22 protein-coding genes and 1 other RNA gene are annotated in these 21,369 nt (G+C 70.5%); 10 read left to right on the plus strand and 13 right to left on the minus strand.

The window, feature by feature from the left end:
* Window positions 1–59 precede the first annotated feature (59 nt).
* The gene (glnA, locus tag C7H75_RS15100; RefSeq protein WP_013416420.1) at window positions 60–1,400 is read right to left on the minus strand and encodes a type I glutamate--ammonia ligase; all 1,341 of its coding nucleotides are present in this window, start codon (window positions 1,398–1,400) and stop codon (window positions 60–62) included.
* Between the two features lie 67 nt (window positions 1,401–1,467).
* The gene (locus C7H75_RS15105; RefSeq protein WP_081181856.1) at window positions 1,468–3,039 is read right to left on the minus strand and encodes an alpha/beta hydrolase; all 1,572 of its coding nucleotides are present in this window, start codon (window positions 3,037–3,039) and stop codon (window positions 1,468–1,470) included.
* 189 nt (window positions 3,040–3,228) lie between these two features.
* Here C7H75_RS15105 and panB point away from each other — a divergent pair, with 189 nt between their 5' ends.
* The 4 genes from panB to C7H75_RS15125 all read left to right on the plus strand — a co-directional run bounded on the left by panB (window position 3,229) and on the right by C7H75_RS15125 (window position 6,547).
* Window positions 3,229–4,068, plus strand: coding sequence for a 3-methyl-2-oxobutanoate hydroxymethyltransferase (panB, locus tag C7H75_RS15110; protein WP_005512410.1), 840 nt, complete (start codon window positions 3,229–3,231; stop codon window positions 4,066–4,068).
* 124 nt (window positions 4,069–4,192) lie between these two features.
* Window positions 4,193–4,645, plus strand: coding sequence for a hypothetical protein (locus tag C7H75_RS15115; RefSeq protein WP_081120466.1), 453 nt, complete (start codon window positions 4,193–4,195; stop codon window positions 4,643–4,645).
* Window positions 4,646–4,648: 3 nt separating this feature from the next.
* Window positions 4,649–5,605, plus strand: a complete 957-nt coding sequence (gene pip, locus C7H75_RS15120) for a prolyl aminopeptidase (protein ID WP_081120467.1) — start codon at window positions 4,649–4,651, stop codon at window positions 5,603–5,605.
* A 45-nt stretch (window positions 5,606–5,650) separates the two neighbouring features.
* Window positions 5,651–6,547, plus strand: a complete 897-nt coding sequence (locus C7H75_RS15125; RefSeq protein ID WP_005512405.1) for a CHAD domain-containing protein — start codon at window positions 5,651–5,653, stop codon at window positions 6,545–6,547.
* A 75-nt stretch (window positions 6,548–6,622) separates the two neighbouring features.
* On the opposite strand, the gene C7H75_RS15130 is transcribed toward C7H75_RS15125, so the two are convergent.
* Window positions 6,623–6,808, minus strand: a complete 186-nt coding sequence (locus C7H75_RS15130) for a hypothetical protein (protein WP_005512404.1) — start codon at window positions 6,806–6,808, stop codon at window positions 6,623–6,625.
* Between the two features lie 373 nt (window positions 6,809–7,181).
* An RNA gene (rnpB, locus tag C7H75_RS15135) (RNase P RNA component class A) lies at window positions 7,182–7,609 on the minus strand.
* A gap of 76 nt (window positions 7,610–7,685) precedes the next feature.
* On the opposite strand from rnpB, the gene C7H75_RS15140 reads away from it, so the two are divergent.
* Together C7H75_RS15140 and C7H75_RS15145 are read left to right on the plus strand one after the other, a co-directional pair.
* Window positions 7,686–8,213 carry a DUF1697 domain-containing protein gene (locus tag C7H75_RS15140; protein WP_064079277.1) on the plus strand — a complete coding sequence of 176 codons (528 nt, stop codon included), beginning with the start codon at window positions 7,686–7,688 and terminating at the stop codon, window positions 8,211–8,213.
* 23 nt (window positions 8,214–8,236) lie between these two features.
* Complete coding sequence (locus tag C7H75_RS15145; protein WP_106851541.1) at window positions 8,237–9,472, plus strand: SLC13 family permease; 1,236 nt, start codon at window positions 8,237–8,239, stop codon at window positions 9,470–9,472.
* A gap of 6 nt (window positions 9,473–9,478) precedes the next feature.
* Here the strand turns inward: C7H75_RS15145 and C7H75_RS15150 are convergent, their stop codons facing one another.
* On the minus strand, window positions 9,479–10,864 hold the full coding sequence (locus C7H75_RS15150) for a dicarboxylate/amino acid:cation symporter (protein WP_069856512.1): 1,386 nt from the start codon (window positions 10,862–10,864) through the stop codon (window positions 9,479–9,481).
* A gap of 314 nt (window positions 10,865–11,178) precedes the next feature.
* On the opposite strand from C7H75_RS15150, the gene C7H75_RS15155 reads away from it, so the two are divergent.
* Window positions 11,179–11,634, plus strand: coding sequence for a DUF4383 domain-containing protein (locus tag C7H75_RS15155; RefSeq protein ID WP_233281772.1), 456 nt, complete (start codon window positions 11,179–11,181; stop codon window positions 11,632–11,634).
* Here C7H75_RS15155 and C7H75_RS15160 read toward each other — a convergent pair.
* The 4 genes from C7H75_RS15160 to cobC form a co-directional block, all read right to left on the minus strand.
* Window positions 11,612–12,745: a bifunctional RNase H/acid phosphatase gene (locus C7H75_RS15160; protein ID WP_106851542.1), complete on the minus strand. Its 1,134-nt coding sequence runs from the start codon at window positions 12,743–12,745 to the stop codon at window positions 11,612–11,614. The genes C7H75_RS15155 and C7H75_RS15160 overlap by 23 nt on opposite strands.
* Window positions 12,742–13,479 carry a zinc ribbon domain-containing protein gene (locus C7H75_RS15165; RefSeq protein ID WP_084847209.1) on the minus strand — a complete coding sequence of 246 codons (738 nt, stop codon included), beginning with the start codon at window positions 13,477–13,479 and terminating at the stop codon, window positions 12,742–12,744. The genes C7H75_RS15160 and C7H75_RS15165 overlap by 4 nt, the downstream gene beginning before the upstream one ends.
* A gap of 123 nt (window positions 13,480–13,602) precedes the next feature.
* Complete coding sequence (locus C7H75_RS15170; protein WP_106851543.1) at window positions 13,603–14,751, minus strand: Nif3-like dinuclear metal center hexameric protein; 1,149 nt, start codon at window positions 14,749–14,751, stop codon at window positions 13,603–13,605.
* A complete protein-coding gene (gene cobC, locus C7H75_RS15175; RefSeq protein WP_106851544.1) occupies window positions 14,748–15,794 on the minus strand; it encodes an Rv2231c family histidinol phosphate aminotransferase CobC in 1,047 nt (348 codons plus the stop codon). Before cobC ends, C7H75_RS15170 begins: the two co-directional genes overlap by 4 nt.
* A 63-nt stretch (window positions 15,795–15,857) precedes the next feature.
* Between cobC and C7H75_RS15180 the strand changes: the two genes are divergently transcribed.
* Genes C7H75_RS15180 through C7H75_RS15190 form a run of 3 tightly spaced genes read left to right on the plus strand, consistent with a single transcriptional unit; the run spans window position 15,858 to window position 17,984 of the window.
* On the plus strand, window positions 15,858–16,535 hold the full coding sequence (locus C7H75_RS15180) for an HAD hydrolase-like protein (RefSeq protein ID WP_064059014.1): 678 nt from the start codon (window positions 15,858–15,860) through the stop codon (window positions 16,533–16,535).
* Window positions 16,536–16,542: 7 nt separating this feature from the next.
* Window positions 16,543–16,998, plus strand: coding sequence for a low molecular weight protein-tyrosine-phosphatase (locus tag C7H75_RS15185; protein WP_064059015.1), 456 nt, complete (start codon window positions 16,543–16,545; stop codon window positions 16,996–16,998).
* Window positions 16,999–17,027: 29 nt separating this feature from the next.
* Window positions 17,028–17,984 (plus strand): SURF1 family cytochrome oxidase biogenesis protein, encoded by a 957-nt coding sequence (locus C7H75_RS15190; RefSeq protein WP_106851545.1) that lies wholly within the window; start codon window positions 17,028–17,030, stop codon window positions 17,982–17,984.
* Between the two features lie 15 nt (window positions 17,985–17,999).
* Here C7H75_RS15190 and C7H75_RS15195 read toward each other — a convergent pair whose 3' ends face one another.
* Genes C7H75_RS15195 through C7H75_RS15210 form a run of 4 tightly spaced genes read right to left on the minus strand, consistent with a single transcriptional unit; the run spans window position 18,000 to window position 21,337 of the window.
* Window positions 18,000–18,275, minus strand: coding sequence for a putative quinol monooxygenase (locus C7H75_RS15195; RefSeq protein WP_106851546.1), 276 nt, complete (start codon window positions 18,273–18,275; stop codon window positions 18,000–18,002).
* Window positions 18,272–19,258 carry a cobalamin biosynthesis protein gene (locus tag C7H75_RS15200; protein ID WP_106851547.1) on the minus strand — a complete coding sequence of 329 codons (987 nt, stop codon included), beginning with the start codon at window positions 19,256–19,258 and terminating at the stop codon, window positions 18,272–18,274. Before C7H75_RS15200 ends, C7H75_RS15195 begins: the two co-directional genes overlap by 4 nt.
* A 46-nt stretch (window positions 19,259–19,304) precedes the next feature.
* Window positions 19,305–20,870 carry a polyamine aminopropyltransferase gene (locus C7H75_RS15205; protein ID WP_106851548.1) on the minus strand — a complete coding sequence of 522 codons (1,566 nt, stop codon included), beginning with the start codon at window positions 20,868–20,870 and terminating at the stop codon, window positions 19,305–19,307.
* Window positions 20,867–21,337, minus strand: a complete 471-nt coding sequence (locus C7H75_RS15210; RefSeq protein ID WP_037085118.1) for a DUF350 domain-containing protein — start codon at window positions 21,335–21,337, stop codon at window positions 20,867–20,869. The genes C7H75_RS15205 and C7H75_RS15210 overlap by 4 nt, the downstream gene beginning before the upstream one ends.
* Window positions 21,338–21,369: the final 32 nt, after the last annotated feature.

A 21,369-nucleotide genomic window follows, 5' to 3' on the forward strand; every position in this document is an offset into this window, starting at 1 on the left:
TGGACCGGCCGGACGGGGCACGCGCGTCACCTCTCGGGATCTTCCTGGTCGGATCGGCCCTACAGGCCGAGGTAGGCCTTCAGCTCGAAGGGAGTGACCTGGCTGCGGTACTCCTCCCATTCGCGTCGCTTGTTGCGGAGGAAGAAATCGAACACGTGCTCACCGAGCGCCTCGGCGACGAGTTCCGACTTCTCCATCTCGGCCAGGGCTTCGGCCAGGCTGCCGGGCAGCGGCTTGTAGCCCATGGCGCGACGCTCGGCACCGGTGAGCGCCCACACGTCGTCCTCCGCCTCGGGCGGCAGCTCGTAGCCCTTCTCGATGCCGCGCAGTCCGGCGGCGAGCAGGACGGCGAACGTCAGGTACGGGTTGCATGCCGAGTCGGGGCTGCGGACCTCGACGCGCCGCGACGACGCCTTGTTCGGCGTGTACATCGGCACGCGGATCAGCGCGGACCGGTTGGACGGGCCCCATGTCGCGGCCGTCGGCGCCTCGCCGCCGTGGACGAGCCGCTTGTAGGAGTTCACCCACTGGTTGGTGACGGCACTGATCTCGTTGGCGTGCTCGAGGATGCCGGCGATGAACGCCTTACCGGTCGCCGACAGCTGGTTGGGGTCGTCCGGGTTGTGGAAGGCATTGGTGTCGCCCTCGAACAGGCTCATGTGCGTGTGCATCGCCGAACCGGCCTGATCACCGAAAGGCTTGGGCATGAACGACGCCCGCACACCCTCGTCGATGGCGACCTCCTTGACGACGTACCGGAACGTCATCACGTTGTCGGCCATCGAGAGCGCGTCGGCGTAACGCAGGTCGATCTCCTGCTGGCCCGGCGCGGCCTCGTGGTGGCTGAACTCCACCGAGATGCCCATCGACTCGAGCGCGTCGATCGCGTGGCGACGGAAGTTCGGTGCCCGATCGTGCACGGCCTGGTCGAAGTAGCCGCCGCTGTCCGCGGGGACCGGTGGGCTGCCGTCGATCGGCCCGTTCTCCAGCAGGAAGAACTCGATCTCGGGGTGCACGTAGCACGAGAAGCCGAGGTCACTGGCCTTCGCCAGCTGGCGGCGCAGCACGTGCCGCGGATCGGCCCAGGACGGGGTGCCGTCGGGCATCGCGATGTCACAGAACATGCGCGCCGAATGCTGGGCGCCGTCCTTGTGTGCCCACGGCAGGATCTGGAAGGTCGAGGCATCCGGCTTGGCGACCGTGTCCGCCTCGGAGACCCGCGAGAAGCCCTCGATCGCGGAGCCGTCGAAGCCGATTCCCTCCTCGAAGGCGCCCTCGAGTTCGGCGGGCGCGATCGCCACCGACTTCAGGTAGCCGAGGACGTCGGTGAACCACAGCCGCACGAACCGAATATCTCGCTCTTCGAGGGTGCGTAGCACGAACTCCTTTTGGCGATCCATGCTCGCGAGCGTAAGCACATCGCGTTAAATCTGTGTTACATCGTGAAATCGGTCTCGTCGGCGCAGCTCAACACGTCAGGTCCGGATCGGGAACCGTGAGGTCCACGAAGTACCGCGTGAGCGGATCGTCGATGCACGCGACACCGTCGAACGACGCGGTGTGCTGCGCGCCCCGGTACGTCACCAGCGCGGCGTCCAACTGTTTCGCCAGGTCCACGCCCGCCTGGTAGGGGGTGGCGGGGTCCTGCGTCGTCGACACCACCACGAGCGTCGGCAACCCCTCGACCGACGCCGGGTCGATCGCGTGCGGCGCACCGGTGTTCGGCACGGGCCAGAACGCGCACGCGTCGAGCGGTGCGTTGCCGGTCCCGCGCCCGTCGTCGAGGAACGGGGCAGCCTCCCGGTACCGCATGTCGGCCTCCCCGGCCACAACCCGGTCGGTGAGCGGCGGATCGTCGACACACCGGATCGCGTTGAACGCGTCGTTGATGTTCGAGTAGCTGCCGTCGTCGGCTCGCCCCTCGTACAGGTCCGCCAGCAGCAGGAGCGTGTCGCCGTTGCCTTCCGCGAGACTCGACAGCCCGCCGCGCAGCGAACTCCACAGGCTCGGCGAGTACAGCGCCTGCGTCACACCGGTGATCGCGTCCGAGTAGCTCAGGCCCCGCGGGTCGGTGGTGGCGGCCGGTCGCGCGACCAACGGATCGACGAGGGCCCGGAAACGCGCGTTCGCGGCGCTCGGATCGGTGCCGAGTGGGCAGTTCGACGTCTGCGCACACTCCGCGGCGAACGCGTCGAACGCCTGCTGGAAGCCCGCTCCCTGGAGCACGACCTCCTCGACCGGATCTTGCTCGGGGTCGAGAGCGCCGTCGAGCACCATCGCCCGAACGTTCCGGGGGAACGTCTCCGCGTACTGCGTGCCGATCCGAGTGCCGTACGAGAATCCGAGGTAGTTCAGCTTCGCGTCGCCCAGCACCGAGCGGATGACGTCCATGTCCCGCACCACTTCGCGGGTACCGACGTGCGCGAGCAGGGGCAGCCCCGAGCGTTCCGCGCAGCGGGCGGCATACGTTCGGTTCTTCTCCTCGACGTACGCGATCCCCGCGGGGCTCATGTCGACGTCCGCGTCGCGCCGCTCGGCGTCGCTCTCCTGCGGGGTCAGGCAGCGCACCTGGGGTGTGGACGCGCCGATCCCCCTCGGATCGAAGCCGATCATGTCGAACCGCTCGGCCAGTTCGGTGCCCTCGGTGATCGACGCCGAACTCAGTCCGGACGCACCCGGGCCACCGGGATTGACGAGGATGGAACCCAGCCGGGCCCCGGTCGCCGGCGCACGCGAGATCGCGATCTGTGCGGTGTCCCCGGCGGGCGCGGCGTAGTCGAGCGGGACCGTGACCTTCGCGCACTCGAGCGACGGGCTCAACTCGTCCCCGTCGGTGGCGAAGCCGTCGCACGACCCCCACGTGATCTGCTGCGTGTAGAACGCCTCGAGTCCGGGCGGCACCTCGCCCGCGCCGGCGACGGCCTCGGCCACAGGCGTCCCGACGACGGTGTCCGATCTGTCCGCCGAGCTGCAGCCGGCCGCCAGGACGGCCACCGTCCCGATCGCAGCGGCCACGAACAAGCGGGGTCTGGACTGCATACCTAGATCGTGCCACGCGACCCTGAACCCCCGGTCGAGCCACTGAACGCGGGAGAGGGGCGCGGCCGGGTGTGACGAACGGCACCGAAACAGCCCTACGAGGCTTCGCGACGCGGTGGCAGACTGAGACGCGTCAGCATCCCACCCGGGGACCCGCACGGCGGGCCTCGAGGCCAGAAAGGGACAACGATGTCCGAAAACGCTGTCTACGGCTCCGCCGCACCCGCGGCCCCCAAGCGCAAGACCCGCATCCATCACCTGCAGGCGATGAAGGCCGAGGGCACCCGCTGGGCCGAACTCACCGCATACGACTACTCGAGCGCCCGACTGTTCGAGGAAGCCGGCATCCCGGTCCTCCTCGTCGGCGACTCGGCCGCGAACGTCGTCTACGGATACGACACCACTGTGCCGGTCACGATCGACGAGATGCTTCCCCTGGTGCGCGGCGTGGTGCGCGGCGCACCGCACGCCCTGGTAATCGCCGACCTGCCCTTCGGCAGCTACGAGGCCTCCCCGCAACAGGCGCTCGAGACCGCGTTCCGCTTCATGAAGGAGGGACAGGCGCACGCCGTCAAGCTCGAAGGCGGCGAGCGTGTGGCCCCGCAGATCGCGGCGCTCACCGCGGCCGGCATTCCCGTGCAGGCCCACATCGGCTTCACTCCGCAGTCCGTCAACAGCCTCGGCGGATTCCGGGTGCAGGGCCGCGGCGACGGCGCCGAGCAGCTGGTCGCCGACGCGATCGCGGTCCAGGAGGCCGGTGCGTTCTCCGTCGTCATGGAGATGGTCCCGGCGGAACTCGCCGGACAGGTGACCCGCAAGCTCACCATCCCGACCGTCGGCATCGGCGCCGGTAACGAGTGCGACGCCCAGGTGCTGGTGTGGCAGGACATGGCCGGGTACACCAGCGGTAAGACCGCGAAGTTCGTCAAGCGCTTCGGCGAGGTCGGAACCGCTCTGCGCGACGCGGCGGCCGCCTACGCCTCCGAGGTGGAGTCCGGGGCCTTCCCCGCCGCGGAGCACAGCTTCTGACGCTGCCCACACGACAGACGACGGGAAGGCCGGCCGACGAGATCGGACGGCCTTCCCGTTTTTTGGCACACTCGACATTCCGGACTGCGCAGCAGCCACCCCCGATCAGAACCGAGGTGCATCCATGACCGCACGCCGAGGACGCCTCGCGGCGACCGCCGCCGCGACCGCCGCACTCGCCGCCCTCGTCGGCGGGTGCAGCAGCACCGGCGATTCCCCGACGCCCGGTAACAGCGCACAGACGTCCGCGCTGACGTCGGTCCCGCAGCCCTCGGCCACAGCAGGCGGGAACAGCGGTTCCGTCACCGGTGTCACCGACGCCCAGGCTGCGCAGCTGTGCTCGGACATCGACGAGCAACTGCAGAACTGGCGCACCTACACGCCGACGATCGGCAAGGGCGGGCTCAACACCGTCGTGATCTCGTGGGCCACCACGAACGGCGTCGACCTGCTGAAGCTCGCCGGTGACCGCGGGCAGGTCGACGCGATCACCAGCGCGCAATGTCCGCAGGTGCGCGACGGTGCGCTGTACGCGCTCGAGATCCCCGATCTCGCGTCCGCGCTGATCGGCTTCTGAACCGTGCGGACACCGTACTCCCCGATCGCGCCGCACCGCACGGGATTCCTGTCCGTCGGTGACGGGCAGAGCGTCTACTGGGAGGTCAGCGGAAATCCCGACGGCAAGCCGGTCGTCTTCCTGCACGGCGGTCCGGGCGGCGGCACCGATCCCGCGCACCGCAGCTTCTTCGATCCCGCGGCCTACCGGATCGTGCTGTTCGACCAGCGCGGCTGCGGGCGGTCCACGCCCCACGTCGCCGACGGCGCGGACCTCTCGGTGAACACCACCGATCACCTCGTCGCCGACATCGAAGCGCTCCGAGAGCATCTCGGCGTCGACCGCTGGCAGGTCTTCGGCGGCTCCTGGGGATCGACGTTGGCCCTGACCTACGCGCAGCGATACCCCGAACGCGTCACCGAACTGGTGCTGCGCGGCATCTTCCTGCTGCGCCGCACCGAAATCGACTGGTACTACAACGGCGGCGCCGGGAACCTCTTTCCCGAGCGATGGGAGCAGTTCCTCGCGCCGATTCCGCCCGAGCAGCGCTCCGGCGACCTCGTCGAGGCGTACCACGAGCTGCTGCACTCCGACGATCCCGATGTCGCCGTGCGAGCGGCGATCGCGTGGTCCGGTTGGGAGGGCGCCACCAGCACGCTGCTCCCCCGCCCCGAACGGATCGACGAGACGTCCGAGCCGCGATTTGCCTTGGCATTCGCGCGGATCGAGAACCATTACTTCCGCAACGCGGGCTTCATCGACGAGGGCCAACTGCTGCGCGATGCCGCTGTTCTGGAATCCGTCCCGGGTGTGATCGTGCAGGGCCGCTACGACGTCGTCTGCCCCGCCACCAGCGCGTGGGAGCTGCACCGGGCGTGGCCCGGCTCCGAACTGCACATCGTCGACGACGCCGGCCACGCGGCCGCCGAGCCCGGCATCACCCACCACTTGGTCGAGGCCACGGACCGCTTCCGCGCCTGACGGTTTCGGTCGACGCGTAGCCACCGGCACTGGTAGACCTGAAGCGTGGCCGCACAGAAGCACGGGCGTGGAGATTCGGTGCCCGACGTGATCGTTCCCGCGGCGCGGGGACACTACGAGCGACTGGTGTCGCTCGCCGTCGACGTGCGCGCGGACGCCGACGATTCCGTCCACCAGATGCGCGTGTCCACCCGCCGCCTGCGCAGTCTGCTCGGCTCGTACAAGCACGCGTTCCCGTCGGAGGCAACCCGCACGGCGCGCGCCGAACTGCGCTGGCTCGGATCGGTTCTCGGCAAGGCCCGGGACGCGGAGGTGCTCGCCGAGCGCTTCTCCGCCCTCATCGACGCACAACCCGGTGACCTCGTCGTCGGGTCCGTGCACCAGCGGCTGGTCGGGACGCAACAGGACCTGTACCGGGCCGCCCACGCGAGCGCGGTGGAAAGCCTCGACGAGCCGCGGTTCGCGGCGCTGTGCGCGCTGCTCGACGAGATCACTTCCGGCCGGCACCCCGTCCCCGCGGAGGTGACCCTGCGCTCCGGCCTCGACAAGGCCCACCGCCAGCTCCGCAAGGCTGCGAAGAAGGTCCGCCGGCTCCTCGACGACGGCGCCGAGGCGGGGCCGGCACTGCACCGGGTTCGCAAGCGGGCCAAGAAACTCCGGTACGCCGCCGAGGCCGTCGCGGTGGCCGAGCCGTCGGCGGCCGATGTCGGCAGTGCCGCAAAGGCTCTGCAGACGGTCCTGGGCGATCACCAGGACGGCGTGCTTGCCCGCGCGTGGATCATCGACACGGTCGCGCAGGCCCGCGAGGACGACGAGGACACCTTCACGTACGGGCTGCTGTACGCCACCGAGGAGCAGCGGGCCGATCGTGCCGTCGACGCCCTGCCGCAGCACGTCAAGGCGATTCGGCGCGCCTACCGACGGCTCGAGCGGAAGTCCTGAGGCAGCTCCCGCGCAACACCCCGGGCGTCCCCGGCCGCCGGCGCGAGCCGCGCCGACGGTCCGAGGCGGGTCAGGTCAGGCGTTCCACTCGTCGTCCGCGTCGTCCGCGGCCTTGTTCCGTTCGGCCGCGGTCTGCAGCGCCCGCTCGGCGCTCTCCCGGTCCGGATACGGTCCCATCCGGTCGAACACGTTGGCCGCCTTACCCTGGCTGACCGATCCGTCGCTGAGGCTGAAGTACCACTGCTTGTCGTCGTCGCTCATACCCCACAGTGTGCCCCGCCGAACGCACGGCCACCACGCCATCCGGGACCGGCGTGTGACGGCCGCGTGACATCACGGTGAAGTCGTGGACGTGGGTCTGTGACAAAACGCTGCCGACTGCTAATCTCTGCGCGTACCGCGCATTCTCGCCGACGCCTCGCGTCACTGGATTCTCGACGCGCTGGCGTCACAGATCGGAGCCCCGCATGTCCTACATCATCTTCGACACGCTTCTTCCCTACCTCGGCCAGACCGGCGCCGAGTACTGGGCCAAGCTGCTCATGATCAACCCGATCGGCGGCTACTTCCAGTAGGACATGCAGCCGAAGGCCCCCGGTGTGCACCGGGGGCCTTCGTCGTATCGGCGTGTGGGCGGACGAGTTGGCGTGTAAGCCGGATCCTGTCCCCTGCGCTCGCGCGCCGGGTGGCGACCATCCATCTGGGCACACCGTCGCCGGGTACCTCGAGCAGTCCACCCGCAGGCTCGGGCGAGCAGCCCTCGAACACCTGCGCAGCCGCACCCGTGGTCCCGGAGGACACCGGTGCGGCCTTCGACCTTGCTCCGGGCGGGGTTTACCTAGCCGCCCCGGTCACCCGGGGCGCTGGTGCGCTCTTACCGCACCTTTTCACCCTCACCGACGCCTGAGCGTCGGCGGTCTGTTTTCTGTGGCACTGTCCCGCGAGTCACCTCGGGTTGCCGTTAGCAACCGCCCTGCTCTGTGGAGTCCGGACTTTCCTCGGCCCCGGGCCTGACACCTCGAGGATGTCGGTTCCCGTAGCCGCGGCCGCCCGGCCAACTCGTCCGCACGACAAGACTACTGGGTGCGGTCGCCGTGTCCGAACCCGCGGTGTCGGTGCTCGGCACTATCGTCGCGCCATGACGCGTTACGTGGCACTTCTGCGGGGAATCAACGTCGGCGGGATCAACATCAAGATGGCCGACCTGCGGCAGGTCTTCGTGGACCTCGGGTTCGACGAGGTGAAGACCGTCCTCGCGTCGGGCAACGTCCTGTTCTCCTCCGACCAGGTGGACGTCGCCGGCCTGAAGGCCACCATCGAGACCGCACTCCGGAAGGTGTTCGGGTACGAGGCGTGGGTGTTCGTGCTCGAGACGGCGACGCTGGCCCGGATCGTCGACGCCTACCCGTTCGATCCCGAACGCGCCGGCTGGCACCCGTACGTGATGTTCACCGCCGAGCCGTCGGTGCTTGGCGGACTGCTCGAGGTGCAAGACCGGCTCGACCCGGACATCGAGCGCATCGCGGGCGGCGACAATGTCCTGTACTGGGAGGTCGAGCGTGGGCGCACGCTCGACAGCACCTTCGGGAAGAACACGGGCAAGCCGAAACTCAAGTCGGTGACCACCACTCGCAATCTGCGCACCCTGGTAAAACTGCTGAAGTAGCCGCTGCGTGACATCATTCGTCGGTGACGATTGTGGCGGTGCTGCTGGTAGCCGCTGTGCTGATCTTCGCCGTCACACGCCCGCGCGGGCTGCCGGAGATAGTTGTCGCCGGCCCGGCCGCCCTCGTCGCACTCGCTGTCGGCGTGGTCACGCCGAGCCAGGCATGGGACGAGATCACCGCCCTGGCACCGACGGTCGGATTCCTCGCGGCGATCCTCGTGCTCGCCCACCTCGCCGACGCGCACGGGGTGTTCACCTGGGTCGCGGGTGTCCTGACGCGGACGGGCGGGGGTCATCCCCGACGCCTGCTCGCGCTCGTCTTCGCGGTCGCCGCCGCAACCACTGCCGTCCTCAGCCTCGACGCGACCGTCGTACTGCTCACACCGGTCGTCATCCGGGCGGCGCGGGCACTGCGCGTCTCGGTGCGTCCCGGCGCGCATGCGACGGCCCACCTGTCGAATTCGGCGTCGACGCTGCTGCCCGTGTCGAATCTGACGAATCTGATCGCGTTCTCCGCGACGGGGTTGACCTTCGTCCACTTCACGGCGGTGATGGCGCTGCCGTGGCTGGTCACGGTGGTGATCGAGTTCGCGATCTTCCTGGTGTTCTTCCGCCGCGAACTGACCGGCCCGGACGGCCCCCTCCCCACAGCGACGACGGCGGCGGAGCCCGCTCCGGTTCTGGCGTTGGCGGTGCTCGCCGCGACGCTGGCCGGATTCGCGCTGGGCGGGCTGGTGGGTGTCACGCCGGGGTGGATCGCGGCGGCGGGGGCCGCGGTGCTCGCGGTGCCGGCGCTCAGGGACGGACGCACGACGCCGAAGCGCATCGTCTACGCCGCCGACGTGTGGTTCTGCGCGTTCGTCCTGGCGCTCGGTGTGGTGGTGGCGGGTGTGGCCGCCGGACCGATCGGCGAGTGGATCGGCGAACGTCTGCCCGACGACGCCGGTCTCGTCGGCATGCTGGCGACCGCCGCGATCGCGGCCGTCGCCGCGAACCTGCTCAACAATCTCCCGGCGACGCTGCTGCTGCTCGCAGCGCTGGGGCCGGGCGCGCCGACCGGACTGGTGCTGGCGCTGCTGATCGGGGTCAATCTCGGGCCCAATCTCACCTACGTCGGTTCGCTCGCCACGATGCTGTGGCGCCGCGTCGCAGCGGCCGGCGGGTGCCGGCCCGAGCTCGGCACGTTCACCAAGCTCGGGCTGGCCACCACACCACTGACGATCGTCGCGGCGACGACGGCGTTGTGGTTGGTCCTGTGACCGCGGTCAGCGGGCCGGTTCGAGCGATTCGTCCGCGAACGGATCGCCCTGGCGCGGTGCGTTGTACAACTCCTCGTCGAGGATGCCCTCCCGCTTCGCGACGATCGTCGGAACCAGCGCCTGGCCGGTGACGTTGAGCGCGGTGCGGCCCATGTCGACGATCGGTTCGACCGCGAGCAGCAGACCCACACCGGCGAGCGGCAGGCCGAGGGTCGACAGCGTCAGCGTCAACATCACGGTGGCGCCGGTGGTGCCCGCGGTGGCGGCGGAGCCGATCACCGACACCACGACGATGAGCAGGTAGTCGGTGATGCTCAGATCGATGCCGTAGAACTGGGCCACGAAGATCGCCGCGATCGCCGGGTACACCGCCGCGCAGCCGTCCATCTTCGTGGTGGCACCGAGCGGCACCGCGAACGACGCGTACTCGCGCGGCACACCGAGGTTGCGTTCGGTGACGCGCTCGGTGAGCGGCAGCGTGCCGATCGAGGACCGCGAGACGAAGCCCAACTGGGTCGCCGGCCACACACCGGAGTAGAAGTTCTTCACCGACAGGCCGTGCACGCGAATGATGATCGGGTACACGACGAAGAAGACGATGGCCAGGCCGATGTAGATGGCGATGGTGAACACGCCGAGCTGGCCGATGGCATCCCAGCCGTAGGTCGCGACGGCCTTGGCGATCAACGCCGCGGTCCCGATCGGGGCGAGGCGGATGATCCACCACAGCACCTTCTGCACGATCGCGAGCAGCGCGGCGTTGAAGTTCAGGAACGGCTCGGCCTTCTCACCCACCTTGAGGGCGGCGATGCCGATAGCGATCGCGACGACGAGCAGCTGCAGCACGTTGAAGCTCAGCGACGTGGTCGCGGAGAATCCGGAGGCCGCGTCGCCGGTGACGGTGGTCTTGGCGCCGAGCCCGAGGAAATTCTGCGGTACCAGGCCGGTGAGGAACGCCCACCACGAGCCGCCGGTCTTGGGCTCGGTCGCCTTGGTGGCGTCGACGGTGGTGTTCGACCCGGGCTGGGTGATCAAGCCGACGACGATGCCGATCAGTACCGCGATGAACGCAGTGATCGCGAACCACAGCAGCGTCTGCACTGCGAGACGGGCCGCGTTCGCGACGTTGCGCAGGTTCGCGATGGAACTGACGATCGCGGTGAAGATCAGCGGGATGACCGCGACGGTCAGCAACGCCACGTAGCTCGAGCCGATCGTCTTGACGGTGCCGACGAGCCAGTTCTCGTTGCCGTCGGCCGCGTCGGGCATGGCGCGGGCGATCAGTCCGAGGACGACGCCGAGGATCAGACCGGCGACGATCTGCGGGCCGAACGAGGTTGCCCACTTGGGCAGGGCGCGCCGGGAGGGCGCGTCGAGGGTAGGGGCCGACATTTTGGCCTTTCGGGTGAAGATGTGGAGACGGCGGCGCACGACGACACGCGCGCGACCGGGATGGACGCACGGAAGGCTCGGAGATGGAGAGCCGTCCCGGGACTCGAGTGGTCGACCGGGTGTCAGCAGTGACAGACCGCGCTCGCCTGCAGACAGTTGTCGACGTAGCGGCGACAGGTCAGCAGGGCGTTCACAACGGTCGAGGCTACGCCTGCCGTCCATCCGTAATCCAATCGGATGCCCACCGCGTGGGAGTGCTGGGAGAATGGGTAACCGGGAGTCGAGCAACCGTGCTGCCACCGGAGGTGGAATCGATGGACGAGCCCGAGGGCCTCGCCCGGACGACGACCCAACTCGCCACGACCGTCGTCGCGGCCGCGCTGCTGGCCACCGGGCTGCTCGGTTTCGTGCCCGGTGTCACGTCGGGTGTCGACGACATCGCGTTGGCCGGCCCCGGAACGGGCGCGCGCATGTTCGGGCTGATGGAGGTCTCCGTCCTGCACAACCTCGCCCACATCGTCACCGGGGCGATCGGAATGGCGATGTCGCGCAAGCTGGCCACCGCGGAGATGTTCCTCATCGCCAGCGGCCTGGCCGCCGTGATGCTCGCCGTGTACGGGCTGGTGATCCGGCCCGACACGGCATCGAACTTCATGTCGATCAACTACGCGTCGAGCTGGCTCCACCTCGTGGCCGGCGTGGTACTGGTGTTCCTCGGCGTCGCGTTGCCGAGGCACGACGACGGCCCTACAAGTGCGACGTATCGTTGACCAGCCGGACCGACGAACCGCCGTCCGGGTAGAACTCGGCGATGCTCAGCGACGCCAGATCCAGATGCAGGCGATACAGCAGCGACGGTCCGACGTCGAGCGCCAGTTGGAGCAGTGTCTTGATCGGCGTCACATGCGTCACGACCAGGATGTTGGCGCCGGGATAGGACGCCGTCAGGTCGTCCCGGACCGTCTCGATCCGGGCCCGCACCTCGTCGAAGCTCTCGCCTTCCGGCGGGCGCACCGACGTGTCCGACAGCCAGCGGGTGTGAACGTCGGGGTCGAGCTGCTGGGCCTCGGCGAACGTCAGCCCCTCCCACTTGCCGAAATCGGTCTCGATCAGGCCGTCGTGGACGGTGACCGGCAGTCCCAGCGCCTCAGCCGCCGCGGCGGCGGTCTCGCGGGCCCGGCCGAGTGGTGAGCTCACGACCGCGGCGATCGCGCCCTTGTCGGCGATCCGCTGCGCCGCCGACCGCGCCTGGGTACGCCCGAACGCGGTGAGCGGCGGGTTGCCGCGGCCCGAGTACCGGCGTTCGACGGACAGTTCGGTCTGGCCGTGGCGCAGCAGCAGCATGCGGGTCGGCGCACCGACCGCGCCGGTCCAGCCGGGGGACGTCGCGGCGGCGGACTCGGTGTCGGTCGCGGGGGAAGTCTCGGAGCCGGTCGCCGGGTCGGTATCCGCGAACCCGGACGTGATGGCGTCCTCCCCGTCCATCGCCTCGTTGGCGAGGCGATCGGCGTGCGAGTTCTCGGCTCGCGGGATCCACGTGAAGTCCACCCGGGCGAACCCGTCGGCCAGCTCCCGCGCGCGCTGTGCGAGCGGGATCATGTCCGGGTGCTTGACCTTCCAGCGTCCCGACATCTGCTCGACGACGAGCTTGGAGTCCATCCGGACGTCCACCTCGTGGGCACCGAGGTCCCGGGCCGCGGCCAGACCGGCGATCAGTCCGCGGTACTCGGCGACGTTGTTCGTGGCCACCCCGAGGAACTCCCGACGCTCGGCGAGCACCCGGCCACGGTCGGCGTCGAACACCACCGCGCCGTAGCCTGCCGGGCCGGGATTACCGCGGGATCCGCCGTCGGCCTCGACGACGACACGATCCGAGGTCACAGACCGGACTCCTTGGTGCGCACCATGATTGCGCTGCACTCGGGGCATCGGACGACGACGTCGGCGGGGGTGGCGGCGATCCGGGCCAGCTCACCCCGGTCGATCTCGATGCGGCACGCTCCGCAGCGGCGGGCCTGCAGCAACGCCGCACCGACACCGCGCTCGGCGCGCTGCTTCTCGTAGATCGCCAGCAGCTCGTCGGGGAAGAGCCCGACGAGGCCGGAACGATCGGCGTCGCAGCGCTCCTGCGCCTTGTCGAGGTCGGCGACGGCGTCGTCGCGGCGGCGTTCGGCGTCGATGAGTTCGTCCTCGACCTGGGTCAGGCGTGCGCCCGCGTGGTCGTGGTCGGCCTGCGACGCCTCACGGCGCTCCATCACCTCGAGCAGCTCGTCCTCGAGGACGAGCTGCCGGCGCTCCAGGCTGCCGAGTTCGTGCTGCAGCTCGGACAGCTGCTTCGGCGCCAGCGTGCCGCCCTCGAGCAGCTTCCGGTCCCGGGTCTCACGCTGGCGGACGGCGTCGACCTCACCCTCGAGCTTCTTGATGTCGCGATCCAGGTCGTCGAGCACGATCTCCACGGCCACGGCGGCGTCCTTGCGGGAGAGCCGCTCGGCCTCGAGCCGCTCCACTTCCTGCTGCTCGGGCAGGGCGGAGCGACGGTGCGCGAGCCGTGCCAGCTCGGTGTCCACACCGGCGAGCTGGAGAAGCTTGGACTGCACTGAGGGATCGACGTTCACGCGTGGAAGCTCCTGCTGTGTTCTTGTTGGTCACGAGTTCTCGAACGGGCCGAGATCAGGTGTCAACCGTACCCCCGACGGCGCGGTGTACCGACCACATCGGGCACCCCGCCGCCGCCTGCGTCAGTGGCAGGCGACCGTCCACGGGTCGGTGCGCAGTTCGGTGACCCGCACGTCCCACCCGTCGACGCTTCCGAAGCGGCCGTCGAGCACTCCCTTGGCCTGCGCACACCACGGCTGTTCGCTGGCCCAGTGCGCCACGTCGACGAGGGCCGGCCCGCCTCGGCGCAGGTGCTCGTCGGCCGGATGATGTCGCAGATCCGCGGTCACGTAGACGTCGGCACCGAGCCCGGACACCGTGTCCAGCAGCGAATCGCCCGAGCCACCGCACACCGCGACGGTCCGAACGACGCGGTCGGGGTCGCCGGCCGCCCGCACGCCCCACTCCGTCCGGGGTAGCGCCGCGGCGACAAGGGCGGTGAACTCCCGCAGGGTCTGCGGTTCGGGTAGTTCGCCGATACGTCCGAGCCCGCGGCTGCCGGGGAAGTCCGCCGTCTCGAACACGTCGAACGCCGGTTCCTCGTACGGATGCGCGGCCCGCAACGCGGCCAGGATCCGGGTCCGCGACCGGCGCGGTGCGATCACCTCGACACGGTCTTCGCGCACCGCCTCGACCTCCCCGACGACTCCGAGCGTCGGGGCCGCCCCGGGCAGCGGGCGGAACTGACCGTCGCCGGTCACCGTCCAACTGCATTCGCGGTAGTCGCCGAGCTCGCCGGCCCCCGCCGCGAACAACGCCTCGCGGACCCGAACGGTGTCGGTGGTGGGGACCATCACCACCCACTTGTCGGTGGCGGTGTCCGGAATCGGGACCAGCGGGCGCGTCGCGACGAGGCCCAACGCGCCCGCGAGCGCGTCGGAGACTCCCGGGTCGGCGCGGTCGGCGTTGGTGTGGGCGCTGTAGAGCGCGCAGCCACCGCGGATCAGGCGGTGCAGCAGCGCGCCCTTCGGCGTGTGTGCGCCGACGGTGTCGACGCCGCGCAGCAGCAGCGGGTGGTGCACCAGCAACAGCTGGGCACCGCTCGCGAGCGCCTCGTCCACCACGGCGGCGGTCGCGTCGACCGCGACGACCACCTTGCGCACCTCGTCGGCGGGGTCGCCGGCCACCAGGCCCACCGAGTCCCAGGACTCGGCGAGCGCCGGGGGGTACGCCGTCTCGAGTGCGCCGATCACGTCCGCCAGGGTCGGGACGGTCGTCGAGGTTGCGGTCACAGAATCTCCCTCATGGTCGTGATCAAATGTTCGGTCATCGCTCGCGGCCGAACCGCAATGCGCAGGAAATCGGGGCCCAGGCCCGGGAAGGTGTCACAGCGGCGCACCGCGACGCCCCTCCCCCGCAGGTGGGTGCGCATGCGTTCGCCGTCGGGCAGGTGCAGCAGCAGGAACGGCGCGGCAGCCGGGGTGTGCACCGCGATCCCCGCGTCCCGCAGCAGCGCCACCGCGGTGTCGCGGTCGGCCCCGATCCGCAGCGCCATCTGTCCCGCCTCGGCCACGGCGGCGGGCTCGCTGCACGCGGCGATCGCTTCGAGCTGCAGGCTCCCGACGGGCCAGTGCGGGCGCCCCACTGTCAGCCGGTCCAGGACGTCGGGATGGCCGAGGGCGTACCCGCACCGCAGTCCGGCGAGCGCCCACGTCTTGGTCAGGCTGCGCAGCACCAGGATGTCGGGCAGGGAATACCCGGCGACCGACGCCGCCTCGCCCGGGACGGCGTCCATGAACGCCTCGTCGACCACCAGGATCCGGCCCGGCCGCCGCAGCGCGAGGACGTCGGTCGCCGGGTGCAGCACCGACGTCGGGTTGGTGGGGTTACCGATGACGACGAGGTCGGCCGATTCCGGCACCGCCGACGGATCGAGCCGGTACGGCGCGTCCAATCTCACGTGCGTGACCGGGACCCCCGCCTCGCGCAGGGCGAGTTCGGGTTCGGTGAACGACGGGTGGATCAGCGCGGCCTCACGCGGCCCCAGTCGCGGCAGCATCGCGAACCCCTCGGCGCCGCCCGCCAGTGCCAGCACCTCGTCGGGCGCACGCCCGTGCCGGGCCGCGACCTGCTCCCGCGCCCGCCGGTCGGACGCCTCGGCGGGATACCGGCCCAGCCCGGCCAACGCGTCGGCGAGTCGGCGCCGCAGCCACTCGGGCGGGCCGTCTCCCTGCACGTTCACCGCGAAGTCGAGCAGTCCGGGAGCCGCCTCGGCGTCGCCGTGGTGCCGCAAGCGCGCGAGCGCGTCGAGCGCCGTTCCCGAACCGAATTCCATAGCCGTCGAGCCTACGGCGCGAGCCGGTGCGCACCGCCGCGGACGTCCGATCACAATGGATGGGTGACGACGACCGCTGCACCCCTCGCGCCAGTCCTGCTGTTCGACCTCGACGGCACCCTCACCGACTCCGCACTCGGCATCCACAACGGCTTCCGGCACGCGCTGGCCGCGGTCGGTGCGCCCGCCCCCACCGCGGAAATGCTCGGGACGGTCATCGGACCACCGCTGATGGATTCGATGCGCGGCATGGGGCTCGACGACGCGGCCACCGCGGCGGCCCTGGCCGCGTACTTCGAGCGGTACGACGCCGTCGGCTGGTCCGAGAACCAGGTGTACGACGGCGTCGAGGCGATGCTCGCGGCGGCCGGTGCCACCGGGGCGAGGATGGCGGTCGCGACGTCCAAGACGGAGAAGTTCGCGATCCGGATTCTCGAGCACTTCGGGTTGGCCGACTACTTCGAGGTGATCGGCGGCGCCAGCAGCGACGGGTCGCGGCGCGCCAAGGCCGACGTCATCGGACACGTCCTCGGCGGGCTGGGACTGCCGGCGACGACGGGCGGCACCGCCGACGTCGTCATGATCGGTGACCGCGAGCACGACGTACACGGCGCCGGGCACTGGGGTATTCCGACCGTGTTCGTCGAGTGGGGCTACGGCACCACCGCCGAGGCGGGACAGGCACGCTGGACGGCTCCGACGGTCGCCGACCTCACCCGGATCCTGACGGGGACGGCGTGACACGAGCATGATTCACGTCACTTTCGTGTGCACCGGAAACATCTGCCGCTCCCCGATGGCGGAACGCATCTTCGCCGAACACGTGCGCCGCGAGGGCCTCGGTGACCGGGTCCGGGTCACCAGTGCGGGCACCCACGGCTACCACGTCGGTGACGGTGCGGACCCGCGCACGGACAAGGTCCTCGAGGCCTCCGGATACCCGACCGGGCACCGCGCCGCGCAGGTCGGCGACGACCATCTGTCCGCCGACCTGGTGGTTCCCCTCGACACCGGCCACGACCGGATCCTCGCGCGACTGGGGGTGCCCGCCGAGCGGCGCCGTCTGCTGCGCAGCTTCGACCCCCGCGCCGACGGCGATTCGGTGCCCGACCCGTACTACGGCGACGTCACCGATTTCGAACTCGTCCGCGACCAGATCGAAGCCGCCGTGCCCGGCCTGCTGGACTGGGTGCGGGAGAACTGACCTGCGCGCGAGCCAGTACCGTGGTAGCCGTGCGTAGGCTGACGTTTCTGCTGCGACCCGGCTGGCTGGCATTGGCTGCCGTCGTCGCCGGTTTCGCCTTCATGTGCTTCACCGTGCTGGCCCCGTGGCAGCTCGGGAAGAACACCCGGACCGAGCAGCGCAACGGGCTGCTCGAGCAGTCCCTGAACGCCGAGTCCGTGTCGATCGACACGCTGCTCGACGGGGGCGGACCCACCGAGAACGACGAGTGGCGCAGGGTCCTCGTCACCGGCACCTACGTACCGGACAGCGACCTGCTGGTGCGGCTGCGCTCGGTGGAGGACAAGCCGGCCTTCGAGGTGCTGACCCCGCTCAGGATGTCCGACGGCGACACCCTGCTCGTCAACCGCGGCTACGTCCGCCCCGAACAGGGCACCCAGGCTCCGCCCATCCCGGCTCCGCCCACCGGCGAAGTGACGGTCGAGGGGCGGATCCGGATGTCGGAGGGCACCGTCCCCGGTAAGGAGCCGATCAACGAGGCCGGCACCCGCCAGGTGTACTACATCGACTCCGGCCAGATCGGACAGTTCATCGGCACCGATCTGGTGACCGGCTACCTGCAACTCGACGACGCCCAGCCGGGCGGACTCGGCACGATTCCGCTGCCGCAGATCGACGCCGGGCCGTATCTCTCGTACGGCCTGCAATGGCTGGCATTCGGCATCATGGCCCCGCTCGGTCTCGCGTACTTCGTTCGTGCCGAGCTGCGCGAGCGGCGGAAGGCGAAGCAGCGCACCGCGCCGACTGCGGCGCCCGACGCTCCCCCCGTGCCCGCCCCCGTGGAGGCGGCTGCGGAACCGTCGCCCGCGCCCGGGACGGCGGTTCACACAGCCGACGACTTCCAGCTGCCGTCCCGACGCGGACTGCGCCGCAAGAAGAAGACCGAAGAAGCCCCGGTCACGGCGTCGGAAGCGAAGCTCGCCGATCGCTACGGCAAGCACCGCTGACGGAGCGTCGGCCGGTCACGGCCGCTCGCACTCGAATTCGCGGACGTCGATCGCGAGGATGCGCTCCGTCAGATCGTCGCCCGGCCCGTCGCCGCGGAAGTCGTCGAGCGCGGACCGCGTCGTCCACATCTCCAGCACGTTGATACGGTCCGGTTCCAGAAGGTCGGCGCCGAGCGCGTACTCGATGCAGCCGGAGGCTGAGCGGGCCCGCGAGACGACGTCCCTGCACGAGTCCAGGTAGTTCGCGCGGTCGTGCGCTGCCACCGTCAGATGTCCCGCCACGATGATCATCGTTGCCTCCTCTCCGACATTCTTCCGCAGACGAGGACCGTCAGTGCAGCAACGAGCGCTGCCCCCGCCTGGACCGCCGACGACAGACGCGCGGCCCGCTGGAGGTCCGCGATCACCGGTGCCGGACCCGAGCCGAGCGTGGGCCGCATCTCCACGCCGTGCGCGTACTCGGTTCGGCCGCCCAGTTGCACGCCGAGCGCACCGGCCGCCGACGCCTCCGCCACTCCCGCGTTGGGGCTCGGATGCGCGGCCGCATCCCGGCGCCACGCCTGCACCGCGGCGCGCGGCGAGCCACCGACGACGGGGGCCGCGGCGACCGTGAGGGCTCCCGCCAGCCGCGCCGGAGCGAGGTTCACCACGTCGTCCCAGCGCGCCGCGGCCCAGCCGAAGCGGCCGTACCTGTCGTTGCGGTAGCCGATCATCGCGTCGAGCGTGTTGGACGCCCGGTACGCGAGCAGACCGGGTACCCCCGCGACCGCGCCCCAGAAGAGCGCGCCGACGGTGGCGTCGGAGGTGTTCTCCGCGACGGATTCGAGGCTGGCGCGCGCCAACCCGTCGGCGTCGAGGACACTCGGATCCCGCCCGCACAGCGACGGCAGGAGCGCCCGCGCGGATTCCAGATCGTCGGCGTCGAGGTGCAGGGCCATCGTGCGCCCCGTGTCGGCGAGTGATGTGCCGCCGAGGACCGTCCACGTCGCCGCGGCCGTCACTGCCGTCTGCCCCACCCAACCTGCGCGCCTGCCGCTGCGCTCGGCGAGCACGCCCAGCGCAGCGGTCGCGCCCACCAGGATCGCAGTGTGCGTGGCACCGGAGAGTCGGCTGTCCGCGTAGGTGCGCTTCTCCAAAGCCATTGCCGCGAGCCCGAAACCGGCCACGGGGTGCAGGCGTCGGGGATCACCGAGAGCGCGGTCGGCGAGGTATCCGAGGACGAGTCCCGTCGCGCGGGCTGTGGGCCGGGAACCTCGGCGGGGCGAAGAAGACACGACGGTATTTCTATCAATCCGGGCGTCCCGCGACCTAGCCGGCGCTCTACCGCTCGAACCCGCGCCGCATGTCGTCGACGATCCGCGGCCGGTCGAGGGTCGACGGCTCGAGGTCGCGCCGGGGCCGGTCGAGCGGGAAGACCGCCGCCGCAGCGAGGGTCGCGTCGTCGAGGAACCTGCGCGGCGGCGCGGACGGCGAGAGCGCCAGGGTCGGGGCCGGTCCGGCCTGCGCGAGAACGTATCCCCAGTCCCCGAAGCTGGGCACGTAGGCGTGGTACGGCGTCACCCCGAGCCCCACCGATGCGACGGTGGACACGGTGCGCCAGTAGGCGTCGGGCGTCGAGTACGGGCTGCCCGACTGCACCACCATCAGCCCGCCGGGGTTCAGCGCGGCCGCGACCAGCCCGTAGAACTCGGTGGAGTAGAGCCGGCCCAGCGTCGGGGTGTCGGGGTCGGGCAGGTCGACGATCACCGCGTCGAAGCCGTCCCCGCCGCGTTCGCGCAGCCACCGGAACGCGTCGGCGGTCACGACGTCCACCCGATCGTCCTCGAGCGCGCCACCGTTGAGGTCACGCAGCTTGGTGTTCGCCAGTTCCAGGACGGCGGGATCGAGCTCCACCTGCACGATCTCGCGGACCCCTTCCTGCCGCAACACCTCTCGCGCCGCGAGGCCGTCGCCACCGCCGAGGATCAGCACACGCTGTGGATCCCGGGCGAGCGCCGGGTAGACGAGCGACTCGGTGTAGCGGTGCTCGTCGCGGCTCGAGAATTGCAGGTCACCGTCCAGGTACAGGCGGATGTCGCCGGAACGCTCGGTCACCACGATCTCCTGGTACTGGGAACGCTGCGCGTACACGACCGGGTCGGGGTAGAGCCGCTGCCGCGACGTCGTCTCGATGTCCGACGCGCGCACCAGCAACGTGCCGAGCAGTGCGGCGGCGACGAGCAGCGCCAGCATCGACGCGGCCCGCGCCACGGGCTTCAGGTGCCCGCGGAGCAGGAACAGCGCGGCGACGGCCGCAGCCACGAGATTCACCATGCCGGTGAGCGCGGTCCCGCGGATCAGCCCTGCCGCCGGCAGCAACAGGAACGGCCACGCCAGTCCACCGATGAGAGCGCCGGCGTAGTCGGCGGCGTTGAGATTGGCCAGCACCTTGCCCGTGTCGGCGGCGTCGGTGTCGCGGCCGGTCTGGAGCAGCGTCATGAGCAGCGGCACCTCGGCGCCGACGAGCATGCCGATGGCCGCGGTCGCCAGCACCAGCACCCACGTCGACGAGCCCAGGAACGTGAACGCGACGTAGAGCGCGGCGGCGCTCACGCCGCCCACCAGACCCAGTACCACCTCGACCGCGACGAACGCCGGCGCCGCCCGCGTCAGCAGCGGCTTGGCGGCCAGTGCGCCGAGACCGAGCGCCGCGACGAATCCGGCCACGATGAGCGAGGTCTCGGTGATCCCGCCGCCGGTCAGGCTCGCCGACAGCGTCAGCAGCGCCAGCTCGTAGACCAGCCCGCACGCCGCGCACGCGGCGACGGCGGCGAGCAGCAGCACCCGCGACCGTCGCCCCAGCGCGGGGGCCGCCGCGACGGTCTCCGGCGGCGCGGTCACGGTCACGACAGGGCGGCGGCGTTGACCAGGCCCACCGAGAACAGGGTCACCGCGACGGCCCACGCCGCGCCGCACATGCGGGGCTCGCCCACCAGCGCGACGAGCCGACCAGGCAGAAGCACGTTCATGATCGCCAGCGCGGCGGCCTGCAACACCACACCCACCACGCCGTAGACCAGCGAATCGGCCAGACCCTGCGCGAAGCCGTCGGAACTGGTGAGGATCGCGGTGACGACGATGATGGCGAGCGCCAGGTGGTTGGCGCCGAGCAGCAGCGCCGCGTTGGGGTTCTTCTCCACGTACACCTGATGACGCAGATTGCCCGGGGTGAGGGCGTCGAGCATCGCGAAGCCTGCCGCCAGCACGGCGACGCCCACCGCGAAGAACGCGAGGGTGGCGAGCACGCCCCCGACCATCGGCAGGAACTCCACGGTTCCGATCTCGGTGGCGGCGGCCAGGTTCGTGACGGTCATGTTCGCGCTCCCGGATTGCTGAGTGATGGTGG

The organism is Rhodococcus (subgen. Prescottella) equi (assembly GCF_003013675.1).
Classification (GTDB): domain Bacteria; phylum Actinomycetota; class Actinomycetes; order Mycobacteriales; family Mycobacteriaceae; genus Prescottella; species Prescottella equi.

What these genes read in the sequence shown, in the direction of transcription:
- glnA (WP_013416420.1), bottom strand. Translation starts at nt 1,400, where the DNA reads ATGGATCGCCAAAAGGAGTTCGTGCTACGCACCCTCGAAGAGCGAGAT.
- C7H75_RS15105 (WP_081181856.1), bottom strand. Translation starts at nt 3,039, where the DNA reads ATGCAGTCCAGACCCCGCTTGTTCGTGGCCGCTGCGATCGGGACGGTG.
- panB (WP_005512410.1), top strand. Translation starts at nt 3,229, where the DNA reads ATGTCCGAAAACGCTGTCTACGGCTCCGCCGCACCCGCGGCCCCCAAG.
- C7H75_RS15115 (WP_081120466.1), top strand. Translation starts at nt 4,193, where the DNA reads ATGACCGCACGCCGAGGACGCCTCGCGGCGACCGCCGCCGCGACCGCC.
- C7H75_RS15130 (WP_005512404.1), bottom strand. Translation starts at nt 6,808, where the DNA reads ATGAGCGACGACGACAAGCAGTGGTACTTCAGCCTCAGCGACGGATCG.
- C7H75_RS15140 (WP_064079277.1), top strand. Translation starts at nt 7,686, where the DNA reads ATGACGCGTTACGTGGCACTTCTGCGGGGAATCAACGTCGGCGGGATC.
- C7H75_RS15150 (WP_069856512.1), bottom strand. Translation starts at nt 10,864, where the DNA reads ATGTCGGCCCCTACCCTCGACGCGCCCTCCCGGCGCGCCCTGCCCAAG.
- C7H75_RS15155 (WP_233281772.1), top strand. Translation starts at nt 11,179, where the DNA reads ATGGACGAGCCCGAGGGCCTCGCCCGGACGACGACCCAACTCGCCACG.
- cobC (WP_106851544.1), bottom strand. Translation starts at nt 15,794, where the DNA reads ATGGAATTCGGTTCGGGAACGGCGCTCGACGCGCTCGCGCGCTTGCGG.
- C7H75_RS15185 (WP_064059015.1), top strand. Translation starts at nt 16,543, where the DNA reads ATGATTCACGTCACTTTCGTGTGCACCGGAAACATCTGCCGCTCCCCG.
- C7H75_RS15195 (WP_106851546.1), bottom strand. Translation starts at nt 18,275, where the DNA reads ATGATCATCGTGGCGGGACATCTGACGGTGGCAGCGCACGACCGCGCG.
- C7H75_RS15210 (WP_037085118.1), bottom strand. Translation starts at nt 21,337, where the DNA reads ATGACCGTCACGAACCTGGCCGCCGCCACCGAGATCGGAACCGTGGAG.